General features: G+C 63.7%; 13 protein-coding genes and 1 pseudogene. 11 read left to right on the top strand and 3 right to left on the bottom strand.

Features of this window, described 5'->3' with window-relative positions:
• Both AWB82_RS37820 and AWB82_RS34580 read left to right on the top strand, forming a co-directional pair.
• Window positions 1-108: pseudogene (locus AWB82_RS37820) on the top strand (ShlB/FhaC/HecB family hemolysin secretion/activation protein); the annotation flags it as partial.
• Window positions 109-1,413: 1,305 nt separating this feature from the next.
• Complete coding sequence (locus AWB82_RS34580; RefSeq protein ID WP_086973772.1) at window positions 1,414-2,061, top strand: hypothetical protein; 648 nt, start codon at window positions 1,414-1,416, stop codon at window positions 2,059-2,061.
• A 222-nt stretch (window positions 2,062-2,283) separates the two neighbouring features.
• Here the strand turns inward: AWB82_RS34580 and AWB82_RS34575 are convergent, their stop codons facing one another.
• Together AWB82_RS34575 and AWB82_RS34570 are read right to left on the bottom strand one after the other, a co-directional pair.
• On the bottom strand, window positions 2,284-2,487 hold the full coding sequence (locus AWB82_RS34575; RefSeq protein WP_086973771.1) for a site-specific integrase: 204 nt from the start codon (window positions 2,485-2,487) through the stop codon (window positions 2,284-2,286).
• A gap of 23 nt (window positions 2,488-2,510) precedes the next feature.
• Window positions 2,511-3,146, bottom strand: coding sequence for a helix-turn-helix domain-containing protein (locus AWB82_RS34570; RefSeq protein ID WP_086973770.1), 636 nt, complete (start codon window positions 3,144-3,146; stop codon window positions 2,511-2,513).
• 248 nt (window positions 3,147-3,394) lie between these two features.
• Here AWB82_RS34570 and amaB point away from each other — a divergent pair, with 248 nt between their 5' ends.
• From amaB to AWB82_RS34530, 8 genes are all read left to right on the top strand, one after another.
• Window positions 3,395-4,894, top strand: a complete 1,500-nt coding sequence (amaB, locus tag AWB82_RS34565; RefSeq protein ID WP_086973769.1) for an L-piperidine-6-carboxylate dehydrogenase — start codon at window positions 3,395-3,397, stop codon at window positions 4,892-4,894.
• A gap of 22 nt (window positions 4,895-4,916) precedes the next feature.
• The gene (locus tag AWB82_RS34560) at window positions 4,917-6,089 is read left to right on the top strand and encodes an NAD(P)/FAD-dependent oxidoreductase (RefSeq protein ID WP_086973768.1); all 1,173 of its coding nucleotides are present in this window, start codon (window positions 4,917-4,919) and stop codon (window positions 6,087-6,089) included.
• 266 nt (window positions 6,090-6,355) lie between these two features.
• Window positions 6,356-6,547, top strand: coding sequence for a hypothetical protein (locus tag AWB82_RS34555; RefSeq protein ID WP_086973767.1), 192 nt, complete (start codon window positions 6,356-6,358; stop codon window positions 6,545-6,547).
• Between the two features lie 322 nt (window positions 6,548-6,869).
• Window positions 6,870-7,256, top strand: coding sequence for a PaaI family thioesterase (locus tag AWB82_RS34550; RefSeq protein WP_086973774.1), 387 nt, complete (start codon window positions 6,870-6,872; stop codon window positions 7,254-7,256).
• Window positions 7,257-7,273: 17 nt separating this feature from the next.
• Window positions 7,274-8,191 (top strand): LysR family transcriptional regulator, encoded by a 918-nt coding sequence (locus AWB82_RS34545; RefSeq protein WP_086973766.1) that lies wholly within the window; start codon window positions 7,274-7,276, stop codon window positions 8,189-8,191.
• Between the two features lie 122 nt (window positions 8,192-8,313).
• Complete coding sequence (locus tag AWB82_RS34540; protein ID WP_086973765.1) at window positions 8,314-9,507, top strand: CaiB/BaiF CoA transferase family protein; 1,194 nt, start codon at window positions 8,314-8,316, stop codon at window positions 9,505-9,507.
• The gene (locus tag AWB82_RS34535; RefSeq protein WP_086973764.1) at window positions 9,504-10,442 is read left to right on the top strand and encodes a hydroxymethylglutaryl-CoA lyase; all 939 of its coding nucleotides are present in this window, start codon (window positions 9,504-9,506) and stop codon (window positions 10,440-10,442) included. Before AWB82_RS34540 ends, AWB82_RS34535 begins: the two co-directional genes overlap by 4 nt.
• A gap of 37 nt (window positions 10,443-10,479) precedes the next feature.
• Window positions 10,480-11,817, top strand: a complete 1,338-nt coding sequence (locus tag AWB82_RS34530; RefSeq protein WP_086973763.1) for an MFS transporter — start codon at window positions 10,480-10,482, stop codon at window positions 11,815-11,817.
• A gap of 69 nt (window positions 11,818-11,886) precedes the next feature.
• On the opposite strand, the gene AWB82_RS34525 is transcribed toward AWB82_RS34530, so the two are convergent.
• Complete coding sequence (locus AWB82_RS34525; RefSeq protein ID WP_235023562.1) at window positions 11,887-14,286, bottom strand: phosphoketolase family protein; 2,400 nt, start codon at window positions 14,284-14,286, stop codon at window positions 11,887-11,889.
• A gap of 252 nt (window positions 14,287-14,538) precedes the next feature.
• Between AWB82_RS34525 and AWB82_RS34520 the strand changes: the two genes are divergently transcribed.
• Window positions 14,539-17,065: DEAD/DEAH box helicase (locus AWB82_RS34520; RefSeq protein ID WP_143756963.1), on the top strand; the 2,527-nt coding region annotated here is incomplete at its 3' end.

The raw sequence follows: 17,065 nt of genomic DNA, 5'->3' as shown, positions 1-17,065 counted from the left end.
TATGCGGGGTTCAGCTACGAGCTGTTCGCGGGCACGCCGATCTACAAGCCGTCGGGGTTTCCGACTTCGCGCGTGACTGTTGGCTTTCAGATGACGGCGCAGTTCTGATCAATCAAACGCGTGGAAGGCGCAAGCGAGATGCGGCAGCATAAGACAACCCGCGATGAATCGAGATCCGGCCAGGATGTCAGCATCGCGCAGAGCAATCCATACCTGGCGAAGCTGCACGCACGCGCGGCTGCAATCGGCTGGCGATGTATGTCGACGGAGTGGTCAGGCAGTCATGCCCAATATTCCTTCGAGTGCGCGAAGGGACATCGCTTCGAAAGGCCGATGCAGTCGATCAACGAAAGAACGCAATGCCTCGAATGCCGGGCCGATGAGCTTCGCACGCGTTGGCTGGCATTGGTGGCCGGCCGAGGTGGCACGCTGCTGGGGACTTTCACGGGAACGAAGAAGCGATACGGATTGCGTTGTGCGAATGGACATGAATGGGAAGTACGGGGGAATGAGATCGGTCAAGGCAGTTGGTGTCCCAAGTGTCAGCACGAGCATCATGCGCAATATATGCGAAAGACCGACGGTCTGAAGCGATTGCAGGCGACTGCCGCAGAAAGAGGCGGGCGCTGTCTTGCGGAGGATTACATCGGAGGCAGCGAGTTCTATCTGTTTGAATGCGCGAAAGGTCACCAGTGGAGAGCGCGTGGCGCACGAGTGGCACAAGGAACATGGTGCGCGCAGTGCTCAAGTGCTGAGCGGGGCCAGCAAACCGCTGAACGACTTTTCTATCGTGATGGGCTGGAGCGTTTGCACGGAGCAGCACGCGGCCGTGGAGGGGAATGCCTGGCGAGCGAATACACCGGGTCGCGTGACCGATACCGTTTTCGTTGCGCGGCGGGACACGAATGGACGCAGGAAGCGGGCCGAGTCTGTGGCGGCATGTGGTGCGCGCGATGCGTGAAGATCGCGCAGCGAACGCCGATCGAGGCATTGCAGGCGCTTGCCGTCGAGCACGGTGGGCGCTGTCTTTCGCCCGAGTCGCTTGGCGCTCGCGTCAAACACACTTGGGAATGTCATCGCGGACATATCTGGCAGAGCATATCCGGTACCATCAGGCGAGGTTCATGGTGTCCGAACTGCGCTGTCCTCGAGCGGACAAAGAATCCCGCGAAGCGCAAGCGGTACGATGTCGGTAGTGAATGATCGAGAGATTTCCATCGTGTGCGGTGATCCTGCCTTGGTGCATGGCTTCGCGACGCGGCGACAATGGTCATCTTTGCGGAGCGACCGAAAGCGATGCGGGCTGTGCTTGATGTGAGCAATCTCAATCGACATGTCCAAATGGACATCCAGTAGAAATACCGAGCGGTCCTAATTACATAGGATTGCTATGTTAGCGATGGAGCCACGGACATGATGAAAAACATCAAACGAAGCAGCGGCACTGGTTACAGCGTGGATCTAGTACGGGGCGGCGTGAAATTTCACCGTAATTTTTCTTACCGCGATCTGGATGAACTGCGCAAATACGCGCCAGAATGGGCCCACGAAATCGGCAAGACGATATTCGCCACTGAGGCGGAGGCTATCGCTGCGGCGCGCGCGTTTCGGGACGACGTGATTGCGCAATACAAGGCGCGCGGCAAATCATTCGCAAATGAGGTGGCGGACGCCCGTTCGGAGGCCGCTAAGGTCAAGGCGGAGGCGGTTGACGCGCTGACTGAGCCCTGGCTTCTCAAACTCGGCGACCGCTCGGAGGATGCTGTGCGAATGGTTGAATACTTCGTAACGCATGAACATCATAAGAACTACCGTGACATCATGGCGACCGACAACCCGGCTTTCTGGATTGCGCGCGCCATTGACCTTTACCGCAAGGATTACCGGCGCACGACGGACACGGGTCTTGAATATGGGTGCTTTGCGCGTGCTGCCCGCGAATGCGGCGTGGATTCGGGCGACGGAGAGGAAAACGTCGGCGCGCGCGTGGTGTTGACGGCCGACGTCAGACCTGCATCTGAACGGAAGCGCGGCTTCCTCGCCCGCCTGTTCGGTCTTTGAAGCACCCCGCACACGCCCACAATGGCGAAGTTTGCCGAACAGTGCTTTTGCAGCGCGATCTCTGGCTGGCCGTTCTATGACGATAAGGCCGACCGGATCGGCCAGTCTTGACCGCATTGACGCGGTTCGTCTCAGTAGCTCATCACACGCTGAAATGGCCGTTCACGCTTATCGATCGGAACGGCGAGTGAGCATCTGAAGTGCGTTCATGTTAAGAGACGGCTACGGTAGCTTTGCGGTACGCGGGGACGCTTCCGCCAACGTCCGCGCATTATCCAGCCGCGCCGTCTTCAGGTCGTCCTGACTGCCGTCGATCCACTTCGCGTAGGTGCGCAGGAACATCTCGGCGGTGTGGTCGAGCTGGCGCGCGCAGAAGGCCGAGGTCATGCCGGCCATCAGCATGTTCGTGGCGTAGGAGTGACGCATGTTGTAGGGGCACCGTAGCGACGTCAGTCGGCATCCACCGCATCGCGCGCGGATGAGGGCGCCGGCACGCCGCCCGTCGCCATCCACAGCACTTCGGCGTCGACTTCGCTCGTCGAGATCGCCGCGTGGCCGGTGCGGCTGTCGAAGTAGATGCTGTCGCCGGCATTCAGATGCGTCGGCGCGTAAAGTTCGGAATAGAGGCACACGCTGCCGCTGATCACATACAGAAACTCCTCGCCTTCGTGACGGCCCCAGTCATCGAACGCGTCCAGCGTATGCGCCGAAATGCGGATGCGAAACGGCAACATCGCCTTATGCGCGAGCTCGGTGGCGAGCAATTCCATCTGATAGCCGCGATACGCGTGGCGCTGTCCTTCGTCGCGGCGCGTGAGCGCGCGCCGTCCGCTCGCGTTCGGCGCGGGCGCGGCGCCGAACAGTTCGGCGAGATCGATCTGCAGGCCGCGCACGATTTTCTGCAGCACATCGAAAGTCGGCGACATCAATCCGTTCTCGATTTTCGACAGCGCCGAGCGCGACACCCCGCACAGGCGGCTCGCGGTTTCGAGCGTCAGATCATGTGCGAGCCGCGCGCGCTTCACCCGGCGACCGAGATCGGATGCGGATTGTTCGGGCGAATTTTTCGTGCCGGGAGTGGACATAGAAAAATGAGTGGGAGAAGCTTTTTGTTTCCGATAATAACATCGCGCGAACAGGCGTCGAGCGCTGCCGCAACGCGCCGGACACGGCGAATCTACCGCCGCGCAAGGCCGCGCGCATTGGTGACAACCCCAATATTGTCCGCTGTTGTGAGCGGCAGCGGCAGCGCGTATAGTCTCCTGACCTCCGAAAGTTTCTTATCAGAAACTTCGCTCTCTGCAGAACGAACCCGCTTCGAAAGGACTTCATCGTGAACGCACAATCGATTCTTTCCGACCTCGGCATTGCGAGCCTCGTCACCGACGGCGACATCGCCGTCGTCTCACCGATCACGGGCGAAGTCATCGGCCGTGTGAAGCAGAACACCACCGCCGACGTCGATGCCGCGCTCGCCGCCGCGCGCACCGCGTTCGCCGCGTGGCGCAACGTGCCCGCGCCGCGCCGTGGCGAACTCGTGCGCCTCCTCGGGAACCGCCTGCGCGAGAAGAAGGAGGCGCTCGGCCGCCTCGTGTCGCTCGAAGCGGGCAAGATTCTTCAGGAAGGTCTGGGCGAAGTGCAGGAAATGATCGACATCTGCGACTTCGCCGTCGGTCTCTCGCGCCAGTTGTACGGTCTGACCATTGCGTCCGAGCGGCCCGGCCATCGCATGGCGGAGACGTGGCATCCGTTCGGCGTGTGCACGATCATCTCGGCGTTCAATTTTCCAGTCGCGGTGTGGTCGTGGAACGCGGCGCTCGCGCTCGTGTGCGGCAACGCGGTCGTGTGGAAGCCATCGGAAAAAACGCCGCTCACCGCGCTCGCCGTCGATCGCATCCTGCGCGACGCCATCGATGAATTCGGCTCGGCGCCAAAGGGCCTCGCCTCCGTGATCATCGGCGGACGCGATGTCGGCGCGGCGCTCGTCGCGGACAAGCGCTCGGACATCGTCAGCGCGACGGGCAGCACGGAAATGGGCCGCAAGGTCGGCGTCGCGGTCGCGCAACGCTTCGGGCGGTCGATTCTCGAACTCGGCGGCAACAACGCGGGCATCGTCTCGCAGACCGCCAATCGCGATCTCGCCGTGCGCGGCATCCTGTTCTCGGCGGTCGGCACGGCGGGGCAGCGCTGCACGTCGCTGCGGCGTCTTTTCGTGCACGAAAGCATCTACGACGAAACCGTCGCGCGCCTGAAAGATCTCTACGCCAAAGTGCCCGTCGGCAATCCGCTGGAGCAGGGCGTGCTGATGGGCCCGCTCATCGACGTTCAGGCATTCGCGCGCATGCAGGACGCGCTGGAGCAGGCGAAGGGCGAGGGCGGCAAGGTGACGGGCGGCGAACGCGTGACCGTGAAGGGCCATGAAAACGGCTATTACGTGCGCCCGGCGCTGGTCGAAATGCCGTCGCAAACGGACGTCGTGCTGAAGGAAACTTTCGCGCCGATTCTCTACGTGATGCGCTATGCCGATTTCGACGAAGCCATCGCCGCGAACAACGCCTCCGTGCACGGTCTGTCGTCGTGCGCGTTCACCACCGATCTGCGCGAGGCCGAGCGCTTCCTGAGCGCATCGGGCAGCGATTGCGGCATCGCCAACGTGAACATCGGGCCGAGCGGCGCGGAGATCGGCGGCGCGTTCGGCGGCGAGAAGGAAACCGGCGGCGGCCGCGAATCGGGTTCGGACGCGTGGAAGGCCTACATGCGCCGCGCGACCAACACGATCAACTACTCGTCGGAATTGCCGCTCGCGCAGGGCATCGACTTCAATATCGGCTGAAGCACAACAGTCCGGAGGCGGCGTGGCTTCTGATGTGGTGATCGTGGGTGGCGGGGTGATCGGCAGTTCGGTCGCATATTTTCTGCGCGCAACGGACCCGACGGTGCGAGTCACGGTGATCGAGCGCGATCCGACTTACGCGCGCTCGTCGTCGGCGCTATCGGCGGCGTCGATCCGGCAGCAGTTCTCGACGCCGCTTTCGGTGCGCATGTCGCTCTTCGGCATCGATTTTCTGCGCTCGATCGGCGAGCGGCTCGAAGTGAACGGCGAGCAGCCGTCGATCGATCTGCATGAAGGCGGTTATCTCTTCCTCGCGAGCGCGGCGGGCGCGCCGACGCTGCGCGAGAACCACGCGTTGCAGCGCGAACTCGGTGCGGACATCAGCCTGCTCGACGCCGCGCAACTGCAGGCGCGCTTTCCCTGGCTCAACACGGAAGACTTGGCGGCGGGCGCGTTCGGCGAGAGCGGCGAAGGCTGGTTCGACGGCTACGGTCTCGTGCAGGCGCTGCGGCGCAAGGCGCAATCGCTCGGCGCGCGCTATGTGACGGCCGAAGTCGTCGGTGTCGGGCGCGAAGGGCGGCGCGCGACGTCCGTGCGCGCGGCCAATGGCCAAGCCTATCCATGCGATGTCGTCGTGAACGCGGCGGGCGCGTGGTCGCGTCCGATCGCGGCGATGCTCGGCATCGACATTCCCGTGTTCGCGCGGCGGCGCAGCATTTTCAATGTGTCGTCGCCGGCGAATCTCGACCGCGCGCCTTTGCTGATCGATCCGACCGGCGTGTATTTTCGTCCCGAGGGGCGCACGTATATTTGCGGCACGTCGCCCTCGGCGGACAACGATCCGGACGATCTGCCGCTCGACGAAGTCGATCACGCGCTTTTCGACGACGTGATCTGGCCGACGCTCGCGCATCGCGTGCCGGAGTTCGAGGCGCTGCGCGTCGAGCGTTGCTGGTCCGGCTATTACGAATACAACGTGCTCGATCAGAACGCGATCATCGGCCATCACCCGGATGTCGAGAATTGCATCTTCGCGAATGGGTTCAGCGGACACGGCCTGCAGCAAGGCCCGGCGACGGGGCGCGGCGTGAGCGAACTGATTTTGCGCGGGCGTTTCGAGACGCTTGATTTATCGCCGCTCAACTGGACTCGCGTGCTCGAAGGCAGGCCGATCGTCGAAAAGAATGTCGTATAACTGATAGAAGACCTGCCAGCCCCGTATTCCATAACCGACGATTTAAACCCGCCCGGTCGCGTACCGGGCATTTTTTTGGCTACGGATATAGATGAGCGGATTGAAACCGGTCCGGAATGCGTTGCGAACGGGCATTCTTATCATCATGGTCAGCCTGGAGGCCTAAGTCCATCAATGAAATCCACTAGGGCCAGCCGCTTTGGATGAGCGCATTCTGAATCTGTCAGAACGCTTTTTTCTCGCGCTTTATACATAGGAGATAAAACATGGAAGCGAATACGAGCGCGCATTACTATGCCTGGATCGACGACGGCGAGTTGCCGCCCGACACGAGCGTTACCGTGTCGCATCGTTCCAGCCAGGTATCCGCGGAACCCGATTATGTTGCAGAAATTTGTGGACGTTTCGGAAAGACCGACGATGAAAAAAACTCCTGCGTGATTCGCGGATATAACTGACGCCCTTTAAAGCACTGTGTTGCGCGCGTGAGACGCTTTGTCACGACGCATATTTAAAGCGCGCAAAAATGGATAGCACGCGATTCATGACGAGGCTTCATGAAACGCATGATGCCGATTGAATCAGTCCGGCATAGCGAATTTTTGTGTGCGTTGCAATACGGAAAACGGCCCGATTCAGCTATCGACCGGCGCCGCGTAAATCGAACCCGCCGCGAGCGGGTTTTCTATTGATAGCGTGTCCGGAAAGATGTTCGCGCTGCCCGGCAGCCCGCGCCCGCCGATGGCACAATCGCCGCAACGCAGGCAAACAGGAGCAAAGGTGGCGAACCTGGATCTGGACAATCCGTTTCTTGAGGCGCTCGGCGCGACTTTTACCGAGTGGCGCGCGGGCTACGCCGAATTCACGATGCCGATACACGCGGGGCATCTCAACCGGCAACGTATTCTGCAAGGCGGCGCGATCGCCACGCTGCTCGACGCCGCTTGCGGCTACGCGGGCCTTTTCACGACGGGCGCCGCGCCCGTGCACGGCTTCACGCTTTCGCTGACCGTGAACTATCTCGATCGGGGTATCGGGGACAGCGTCGTCGCCAAAGGCTTTCTCGAACGCCAGGGACGCTCCGTCTATTTCGCGCGCGGCGAGGCGTGGGTCGACGGCCGCGTGATGATCGCGAGCGCGCAAGGCACGTTCAAGTACGCGCACTGATCGCGGCCCGTCCGACGATGGCCACCCGCAATCTCCTCCGGCGTCTCGATCTCACGACGCTGCAACTCTTTCTCGCGGTGTTCGAGGAAGGCACGCTCACGCGCGCAGCCGAACGCGAAGCGATCGCGGTGTCGGCGGCGAGCAAGCGTCTGCTCGAATTGGAGCAGGCCGTGGGCGCCGTGCTTTTCGAGCGCAAGGCGCGCGGCATGGCGCTGACGCCGGCGGGCGAAACGCTGCTGCATCACGCGCGGCGCGTGCTGCGCGATGTCGAGAACATCGGCATCGAACTCGCGGAGCATGCGAGCGGCGTGCGCGGCTACGTGCGCATGATGGCGAACCTCTCGGCGATCGTCGAATTCCTGCCGGAGGATTTGCGCGCGTTTTCGTCCATGCACGAGCAGATCAAGATCGATCTCGAAGAGCGGCCGAGCGGCGGCATCGTGGAAGGCGTGGCGGACAGTCTCGTCGATCTTGGTATCTGTTCCGGCGACGCCGACACGCGCGGCCTCGAAACCGCGCATTATCGCCACGACCGGCTCGCGCTCGTCGTGCCCGGCGAGCATCTGCTGGCGGGGCGCGCGAGCATCGCGTTCGCTCAAACGCTCGATTTCGATCACATCGGACTGCATTCGGCGAGTTCGATCAACATGCGCACGCATCTCGCGGCGCGTCAGGCGGGGCGCGCGCTGCGGCTGCGCATTCACGTGCCCGGCTTCGACGCCGTGTGCCGCATGGTGCAGGCCGGCATGGGCGTCGGCGTGCTGCCGATGCAGGTGTTCGATGCGATGGGCCGTCAGCTCGGCCTCGCGGCTATCGCGCTCGACGACGAATGGGCGGCGCGCAGTCTCGTGATCGTCGTGCGTGATTCGGACGCGCTTTCGCCCGTGAGTCGCCTGCTATTCGATCATCTGCGCACCGTCGAGGTGCGCGGCTAGCGCTCGCAAATCCGGCGAGCGTTCGCGTTTGACGAACGATGCTTGCCGAAATGCGGTTGGACGCGGGCGAGCGTTCGCCAATAAGCTTGTCTCCATCAAAAACACATCAGGAGACGAGCAGCATGAGCGGACCTCTTCAGGGCATTCGCGTCATCGAAATCGGCACGCTGATCGCGGCGCCGTTCGCGGCGCGCATGCTGGCCGAATTCGGCGCGGAAGTCATCAAGATCGAAGCGCCGAATACCGGCGATCCCCTTCGCAAATGGCGCAAGCTTCACGAGGGCACGTCGCTCTGGTGGTATCTGCAATCGCGCAACAAGAAGTCGGTGTGCGTGAATCTCAAGTCGCCCGAGGGCGCGGACGTGATCAAGCGCCTCGCCGCCGACGCCGACGTCGTCATCGAGAACATGCGTCCGGGCGCGCTCGAAAAGCTCGGTCTCGGCTGGGACGTGCTGCACGAGATCAACCCGAAGCTCACGATGGTCCGCATCTCCGGCTACGGCCAGACGGGGCCGTATCGCGATCGGCCGGGCTTTGGCGCGATTGGCGAGGCGATGGGCGGCATCCGCTACACGACCGGCGACGCCGAAGGACTGCCCGCGCGCGTCGGCGTGAGTCTCGGCGATTCGCTGGCTTCGCTGCATGGCGTGATCGGCGCGCTGATGTCGGTGTTGCGCGTGAAGACCGGTCAGGGCGATGGCCAGGTGGTCGATGTCTCGCTCGTCGAAAGCGTCTTCAATCTGATGGAAAGTCTCGTGCCCGAATACGACCTGCTCGGCCATGTACGCGAGCGCAGCGGCGGGGCGCTGCCGGGCATTGCGCCGTCGAACACGTATCGCACGGAGGATGGCGGCTTCGTCGTGATCGCGGGCAACAGCGACCCGATCTACAAGCGCCTGATGAACGTGATCGGCCGTCCCGATCTCGCGGAAGATCCCGCGCTCGCCCGCAACGACGGCCGCGTGCGTCATAGCGCGATGCTCGACGAGGCGATCACCGCCTGGACCTCGCATCACTCGATGGACGAGGTTCTCGCGACGCTCGAACGCGAGGACGTGCCGTCGGGCCGCATCTACTCGGTCGCGGACATCGTGAACGACGCGCACTATTGCGCGCGCGACATGCTGCTCCAGGCGGATCTGCCGGGCGGCGCATCGGTGAAGATGCCGGGCATCGTGCCGAAGCTTTCCGACACGCCGGGCGAAGTCCGCTGGCCGGGTCCGGCGCTCGGCGAGCACACGCAATCGGTGCTCGAATCGCTCGGCTTCCAGGCGGGCGAAGTGGAACGGCTGCGTGCCGAGGGAGCGGTGCAATGAACCACGAGTACAGCGAAAAGTTGATCGTGCAGGAAGTCGCGCCGCGCGACGGCTTGCAGATCGAGAAGCAGTGGGTCGAGACCCACGACAAGATCGCGCTAATCGATGCGCTTTCGACGTGCGGCTTCACGCGTATCGAAGCGGGCTCGTTCGTGTCGCCGAAAGCGATTCCCGCGCTGCGCGATGGCGACGCGGTATTCGGCGGCATCCGGCGCGAATCGGGCGTGATCTACGTCGCGCTCGTGCCGAACGTGAAGGGCGCCGAACGCGCGCTCGCCGCGAATGCCGATGAACTGAACCTCGTGATGTCCGCGAGCGAGACGCACAACCGCGCGAACATGCGCATGAGTTGCGAGTCGTCGCTGGCCGGTTTCGGCGATGTCGTGCGGCTCGCTTCGGCCAGGGCTTCACTCAACGCCACGGTCGCGACCGCGTTCGGCTGCCCGTTCGAAGGACATATCGACGAAGAACGCGTCGTGTCGATCGCGCGGACGTATCGGGAAATGGGCATCGAAGGCATCACGCTCGCCGATACGACCGGCATGGCGAATCCGCGTCAGGTCGCGCGGCTCGTCACGCGCGTGCTCGAATACGTGCCCGTCGCCGATCTCACGCTGCACTTTCACAACACGCGCGGCCTCGGCCTCGCCAACGTTCTCGCGGCCTACGAAGCAGGCGCGCGCCGTTTCGATGCCGCGCTCGGCGGTCTCGGCGGCTGTCCGTTCGCGCCGGGCGCATCGGGCAACATCTGCACCGAAGACCTCGTGAACCTGTGCGACGAGATGGGCATTCCCACGGGCATCGATCTGCCCAAGCTGATCGCGCTGTCGCGTACCTTGCCCGCGCTCGTCGGACACGACGTCTCGGGACAAGTCGCGAAGGCGGGACGCAACTGCGACCTGCATCCGGCGCCCGATTTCGCGCGCGCCATCTGAATCAAAAGATCAACACAAAACAATATTGGAGACAAACATGAGCGATCTAAGCGTCCACGCGGCCGATGAGCCGCACATTCTCGGCAACACCTCGGACATCATTCGCAAGGTGGCGTTGCGGCTCATGCCGCTCATCATGCTGTGCTATTTCTTCGCGTTCTTCGACCGCATCAACATCAGCTTCGCGAAGTTCCAGATGCAGAGTTCGCTCGGTCTTTCCGACACCGCCTACGGTCTCGGCGCGAGCCTTTTCGTGATCGGCTATGTGCTGTTCGAAGTGCCGAGCAACATGCTGCTCTACAAGGTCGGCGCGCGCCGCTGGATCGCACGCATCATGATTTCGTGGGGCATCGCGACCACGCTCATGGTGTTCGTGCAGACGGAATGGCAGTTCTACGGGCTGCGCTTCATCATCGGCGCGATGGAAGCGGGTTTCGCGCCGGGCGTGCTGTATTACCTCACGCTATGGTTTCCCGCGAGCTATCGCGGCCGTATCACGTCGATGCTGTTTCTCGCGTCGGCGTTCTCGGGTCTCTTCGGCGCGCCGTTGTCGGGGCTCGTGCTCGGGCATCTGAACGGCGTGGCGGGCATCGCGGGCTGGCACTGGTTGTTCCTGCTCGGCGGCATGCCGTGCGTGCTGCTCGGCATTCTCGTGCTGAAAGTGCTGAAGGATAGCGTCGACGATGCCGGCTGGCTCACGAGCGACGAGAAAACGTATCTTAAGAGTCAGATCTCGACGCAAAGCCAGCACACCGACACCGGCCATTCGCTGTTCGGCGCAATCAAGACGCCCGGCTTTCTGATGCTCGGCCTCATCTACTTCCTGATTCAGGTCGCGTCGTATGGCCTGAACTTCTGGGCGCCGCACCTGATCCGCGCGGCAGGCACGCAGAATCCGACGATCATCGGTCTTCTGACGGCGGTGCCGTACATTTGCGGCGCGATCTGCATGGTCGTGGTCGGGCGCATGTCGGACCGTTCGGGCGAGCGCCGCAAGTTCGTGGCCGCGCTGCTCGTGATGGCGGCCGTGGGCTTCTTCGCGGCGGGCATTTTCGACAAGCAGACGACGCTGCTCATCGCCGCGCTGGGCGTGATGGGCGCGGGCGTGATCGCCTCGATTCCTGCTTTCTGGGCGTTGCCGCCGAAGCTTCTGACCGGCGCGGGCGCGGCAGGCGGCATCGCGCTGATCAACACGTTGGGGCAACTGGGCGGTATCGTGAGCCCGGTGATGGTCGGCCGCATCCGCGACACGATGGGCAGCACGACGCCCGCGCTGTACGCGATCGGCGCAATGAGCGTGGTGTGCGCGCTGTTGCTGCTCTTCGGCCTGCCGCAGACGCTCAGGCAAAAGGATCATTCGGCGCACGAGGTCTGAGCTTCACGCAACGGCTTCCTGGCAAATGAAAACGCCCGGCGGAATGGTTTTCCGCCGGGCGTTTTTGCATCACTCCTTCATCGTCCATTCGCGAATCTCGTCGCGATCGATGCCTTCCTCATGCGCGTATCGCACGCTCTCGATGATCTGATTCTTGAGCCATTCCTTCGTATGCGCGCTGCTGGTCGCGATGCGCGGCACGCGGTCGATTACATCGATCGCGAGCGTATAGCGATCCACGCCGTTGATGATCGCCAGTTCGAACGGCGTGTTGATGTTGCCGCGCTCGCGATAGCCGTGCACGTGCATGTTCGCGTGATTCGTGCGGTTGTACGTGAGCTTGTGCACGAGCGAAGCATACGAATGGAAGTTGAAGATCACCGGCTTGTCGCGCGTGAAGATCGAATCGAAATCGCGATGCGACAAACCATGCGGATGCTCCGTGTCCGGCATGAGCCTGAAGAGATCGACGACATTGACGAAGCGAATCTTCAGATCGGGACAATTCGCCTTCAGGATTTCGACGGCGGCGAGCGCTTCCATCGTCGCGATATCGCCCGCGCACGCGATCACGACGTCCGGCTCCGCGCCCTGATCCGTCGACGCCCAGTCCCAGATGCCGATGCCCTTCGCGCAATGCACGATGGCGTCCCGCATGCTCAGATACTGCAAGTGCGGCTGCTTGTCCGCGACGATCACGTTCACGTAGTCGTGCGAGCGCAGGCAATGATCCGCGACGCTCAACAGGCAGTTCGCGTCCGGCGGCAGATAAATGCGCACGACGCCCGGGCTCTTGTTCGTAACGACATCGAGAAAACCGGGGTCCTGATGCGTGAAGCCGTTGTGATCCTGCCGCCACACGAGCGACGTGATGAGCAGATTGATCGACGGCACCGGCGCACGCCAGTCGAGCTCGGTCTTGGCCTTTTCCAGCCACTTCGCGTGCTGGTTGAACATCGAGTCGATCACGTGCACGAAGGCTTCGTAGGTCGCAAAAAGACCGTGACGCCCGGTGAGCACGTAACCCTCGAACCAGCCTTCGAGCGTGTGCTCGGAAAGCATTTCCATGACGCGGCCATCGACGGAAAGCGCGCCGCCGTCCTGGTCCTCGGGCAGCGTCTCCGCGATCCAGCGCTTGCCGGATGCTTCGTACACGCCGTCGAGCTTGTTGCTCGCGGTTTCGTCGGGGCCGAAGAGACGGAAGCTCGTCATGTTGCGGCGGATCACGTCGCGCAAAAAGGTGGCGAGCACGGCCGTCGGCGATGTGTAGACGCTCGCCGCGCGCTTGAATTCGAACGCGTAATCGCGGATATCGGGCATATCGAGCGATTGCCGCAGCGCGCCGCCGTTCGCATGCGGATTCGCGCTGATGCGACGCGTGCCCTCGGGCGCGAGCGCGCGCAATGGCTCGATCAGGCGGCCGTCTTCGTCGAACAGTTCTTCCGGCTTGTAACTGCGAAGCCATTTTTCCAACAGCGCGAGATTTCGATGATTGCTGACGGGATCGGCAATCGGCACCTGATGCGCGCGCCAGAAATCCTCGACCTTGTGGCCATCGACTTCCTTCGGGCCGGTCCAGCCTTTGGGCGTGCGCAGCACGATCATCGGCCAGCGCGGACGCTTCACGTTTTGCGGATTCGCGCGCGCATTCGCCTGAATCGCGCGGATATCGCCGATGCAGCGTTCGAGCGTCGCGGCCATGCGCTGATGCATCGCTTCGGGTTCGTCGCCTTCGACGAAATGCGGCGCGTAGCCGTAGCCCTTGAAAAGGTCTTCGAGTTCGTCGTGCGGAATGCGCGCGAGAATCGTCGGATTGGCGATCTTGTAGCCGTTCAGATGGAGAATCGGCAGCACGGCGCCGTCGGTGGCGGGATTGAGGAACTTGTTCGAATGCCACGATGTGGCGAGCGGGCCGGTTTCCGCTTCGCCGTCGCCCACGACCGCCGCGACGATCAGATCCGGATTGTCGAATGCCGCGCCGAACGAATGCGACAGGCTGTAGCCGAGCTCGCCGCCTTCGTGGATCGATCCCGGCGTTTCCGGCGTGCAATGCGAGCCGATTCCACCCGGCGACGAAAACGCCTTAAAAAGCCTGAGCATGCCGCGCTCGTCGGCGCTGCGGTCGGGATAGATTTCCGAGTAATGGCCTTCGAGCCAGGAATTGGCGAGCGTCGCGGGTGCGCCGTGGCCGGGGCCGGAGACGAACAGAACGTTCAGATCGTCGCGCTTGATCAGACGGTTCAAATGCACCCACACGAACGACTGACCGGGATCGGAGCCCCAGTGACCGAGCAGACGCCGCTTGATGTGCTCGGGCTTGAGCGGCTCGCGCAGAAGCGGATTCTCGCGCAGGTAAATCATGCCGGCCGAAAGATAGTTGCAGGCACGCCAGTAAGCGTCGATCTTCGCGAGGAGATCGGGGTCGAGAGGCGTCTCGATGGCGGTCGTGCGGATGACGTCGTCGTTCAATTGGTTCTCCTGGCAAGTGAGAGGAGTGGTCAAGCGTCGTGCGTGCGGGCTTGCGCAGGATCGAGTCCTGCTCGCCGTTCAATGATCGGGGGTTGTTCGTGGCGTTTTGGTTGCAGCGCACGCGCGACGTCATGCGGACCATCTTAAGGGCGATTGAACGACGGGGGAGGCGGGCGCGTCATTCCATCGCGGAGCGCCGGCTTGAAAATCGCACGCAGTACGTCTTTTCTCAAGCGCCCATAAAATATCCGGATGTCTCGAAAATCCGCTTCCACCGCCAACGCTTTGCACGGCTTTCATCCCGCTGTCGCCGAATGGTTCGGCGCACGCTTTCCCGCGCCGACCGCCGCGCAGGCGCGCGCGTGGCCGCTCGTGCACGCGCGCCGCTCGACACTCGTCGCCGCGCCGACGGGCTCGGGCAAGACGCTCACCGCGTTTCTCGCGGCCATCGACGAACTGGTGCGTGACGGGCTCGCGCGCGGCGGGGCGCTGCCGGACGAGACACGCGTCGTGTACGTCTCGCCGCTGAAGGCGCTGTCCAACGACATCCACGTGAATCTGGAGGAACCGCTCGCGGGCATTGCGCGGACTTTGCGCGAATCCGGCGTGGCCGCGCCCGAGATTCGCGCGGCCGTGCGCACCGGCGACACGACCCAGCAGGAGCGCAACGCGGTCAGAAAGCGTCCGCCGCATATCCTCGTGACGACGCCGGAATCGCTCTACGTGCTGCTGTCTTCCGATTCCGGCCGCGCGATGCTCTCGACCACGCGAACGGTGATCGTCGACGAAATCCATGCGGTCGCGGGGTCCAAGCGCGGCTCGCACCTGAGCCTGTCGCTCGCGCGGCTCGACGCGCTCTGCGAGGAAGCGGGCGGAGAGCGGCCGGTGCGCGTTGGTTTGTCGGCGACGCAAAAGCCGATCGAACTCGTCGCGAAGTTTCTCGTCGGTGAAAACGAGCCGTGCGAGATCGTCGACGTGGGCCACGTCCGCGAGCGCGATCTCGCGCTCGACATCCCGCCGATGCCGCTCGAAGCGATCATGTCCAACGACACGTGGGAGCGCGTCTACGACCGTCTCGCGGAGCTTGCCGGGCAGCATCGCACCACGCTCGTCTTCGTGAACACGCGCCGCATGGCCGAGCGCGCGGCGCGGCATCTGACCGAGCGGCTCGGCAAGGAAGCGGTCGCCGCGCATCACGGCAGCCTCGCGCGCGAGCATCGTCTGGACGCGGAGCAGCGCTTGAAGCGCGGCGAATTGCGCGTGCTGATCGCCACGGCGTCGCTTGAGCTGGGCATCGATATCGGCGATGTCGATCTCGTCTGCCAGATCGGCTCGCCCGGTTCGATCGGCGCGTTTCTGCAGCGCGTCGGGCGCTCCGGGCATCAGGTCGGCGGCGTGCCGAAAGGACGGCTTTTTCCGACCTCGCGCGACGATCTCATCGAATGCACGGCGCTGCTCGACTGCGTGCGGCGCGGCGAACTCGACGCGCTGACCATTCCGCACGCGCCGCTCGACGTGCTGGCGCAGCAGATCACCGCCGAAGTCGCGTGCCGCGAGTGGGGCGAGGACGCGCTCTTCGAGCGCATCACGCGCGCGTATCCGTATGCGACGCTCGATCGCGCGCACTACGAGGCCGTGCTGCGCACGCTCGCGGAAGGCTATACCGGACGACAGGGCGTGCGCGCGGCGTATGTGCATCGCGACGCGGTCTCGCGCACGCTGCGCGGCCGGCGCGGCGGCAAGCTGACGGCCGTCACCTCGGGCGGCGCGATTCCCGACAACGCCGATTTCGCCGTGATCCTCGAACCGCAGGGCTTGCAGATCGGCACGGTGAACGAGGATTTCGCCGTCGAGAGTCTCGCGGGCGACATCTTTCAGCTCGGCAATACGTCGTACCGGATCGTGCGCGTGGAAGGCGGGCGCGTGCGCGTGGAGGACGCGAACGGCCAGCCGCCGAACATCCCGTTCTGGCTGGGCGAAGCGCCCGGCCGCAGCGACGAGCTTTCGCACGCCATCGCGCGGCTGCGCGCGCAGATCGACGCGCGGCTCGCGCAAGGCAGCGTCGACGAAACGGTCGCGTGGCTCGCGCAAGCGACGAGCGTCGATACCGAAGCGGCGCGGCAGATCGTCGATTATCTGGCGCGTTCGCGCGCCGCGCTCACCGTGCTGCCGACGCAGGACACGCTCGTCATGGAGCGCTTTTTCGACGAATCCGGCGGCACGCAACTCGTCATCCACGCGCCGTTCGGCAGCCGCGTGAATCGCGCGTGGGGCCTGGCGCTGAGGAAGCGCTTTTGCCGCACGTTCAACTTCGAGCTGCAGGCGGCGGCAACCGAGGACGCGATCGTGCTGTCGCTGACGGGCGGCCACAGCTTCGCGCTCGATGAAGTCTGGCGCTATCTGAAATCGGCGACGGCCGAGCACGTGTTGATCCAGGCGCTGCTCGACGCGCCGCTCTTCGGCGTGCGCTGGCGCTGGAACGCGACCAACGCGCTCGCGCTGCCGCGCTACACCGGCGGGCGCAAGGTCGCGCCGCAATTGCAGCGCATGAAAAGCGAAGATCTGCTCGCGGCGGTGTTTCCGGATCAGGTCGCGTGCGCGGAGAACGTCGCGGGCGAGCGCGATGTGCCGGCGCATCCGCTCGTCGAGCAGACCATCGACGATTGTCTGCACGACGCGATGGATTCCGACGCGTGGCTCGCGCTCCTGAGACGCATCGAAGCGGGCGACGTGCGGCTCGTCACGCGCGAGTTGCCCGCGCCGTCGCCGCTCGCGGCCG

It is taken from the genome of Caballeronia glebae (assembly GCF_001545035.1).
GTDB classification, from domain to species: domain Bacteria; phylum Pseudomonadota; class Gammaproteobacteria; order Burkholderiales; family Burkholderiaceae; genus Caballeronia; species Caballeronia glebae.
Note: the sequence above shows the minus strand (reverse complement) of the source record. Positions and strands in the feature narration are given on the sequence as shown.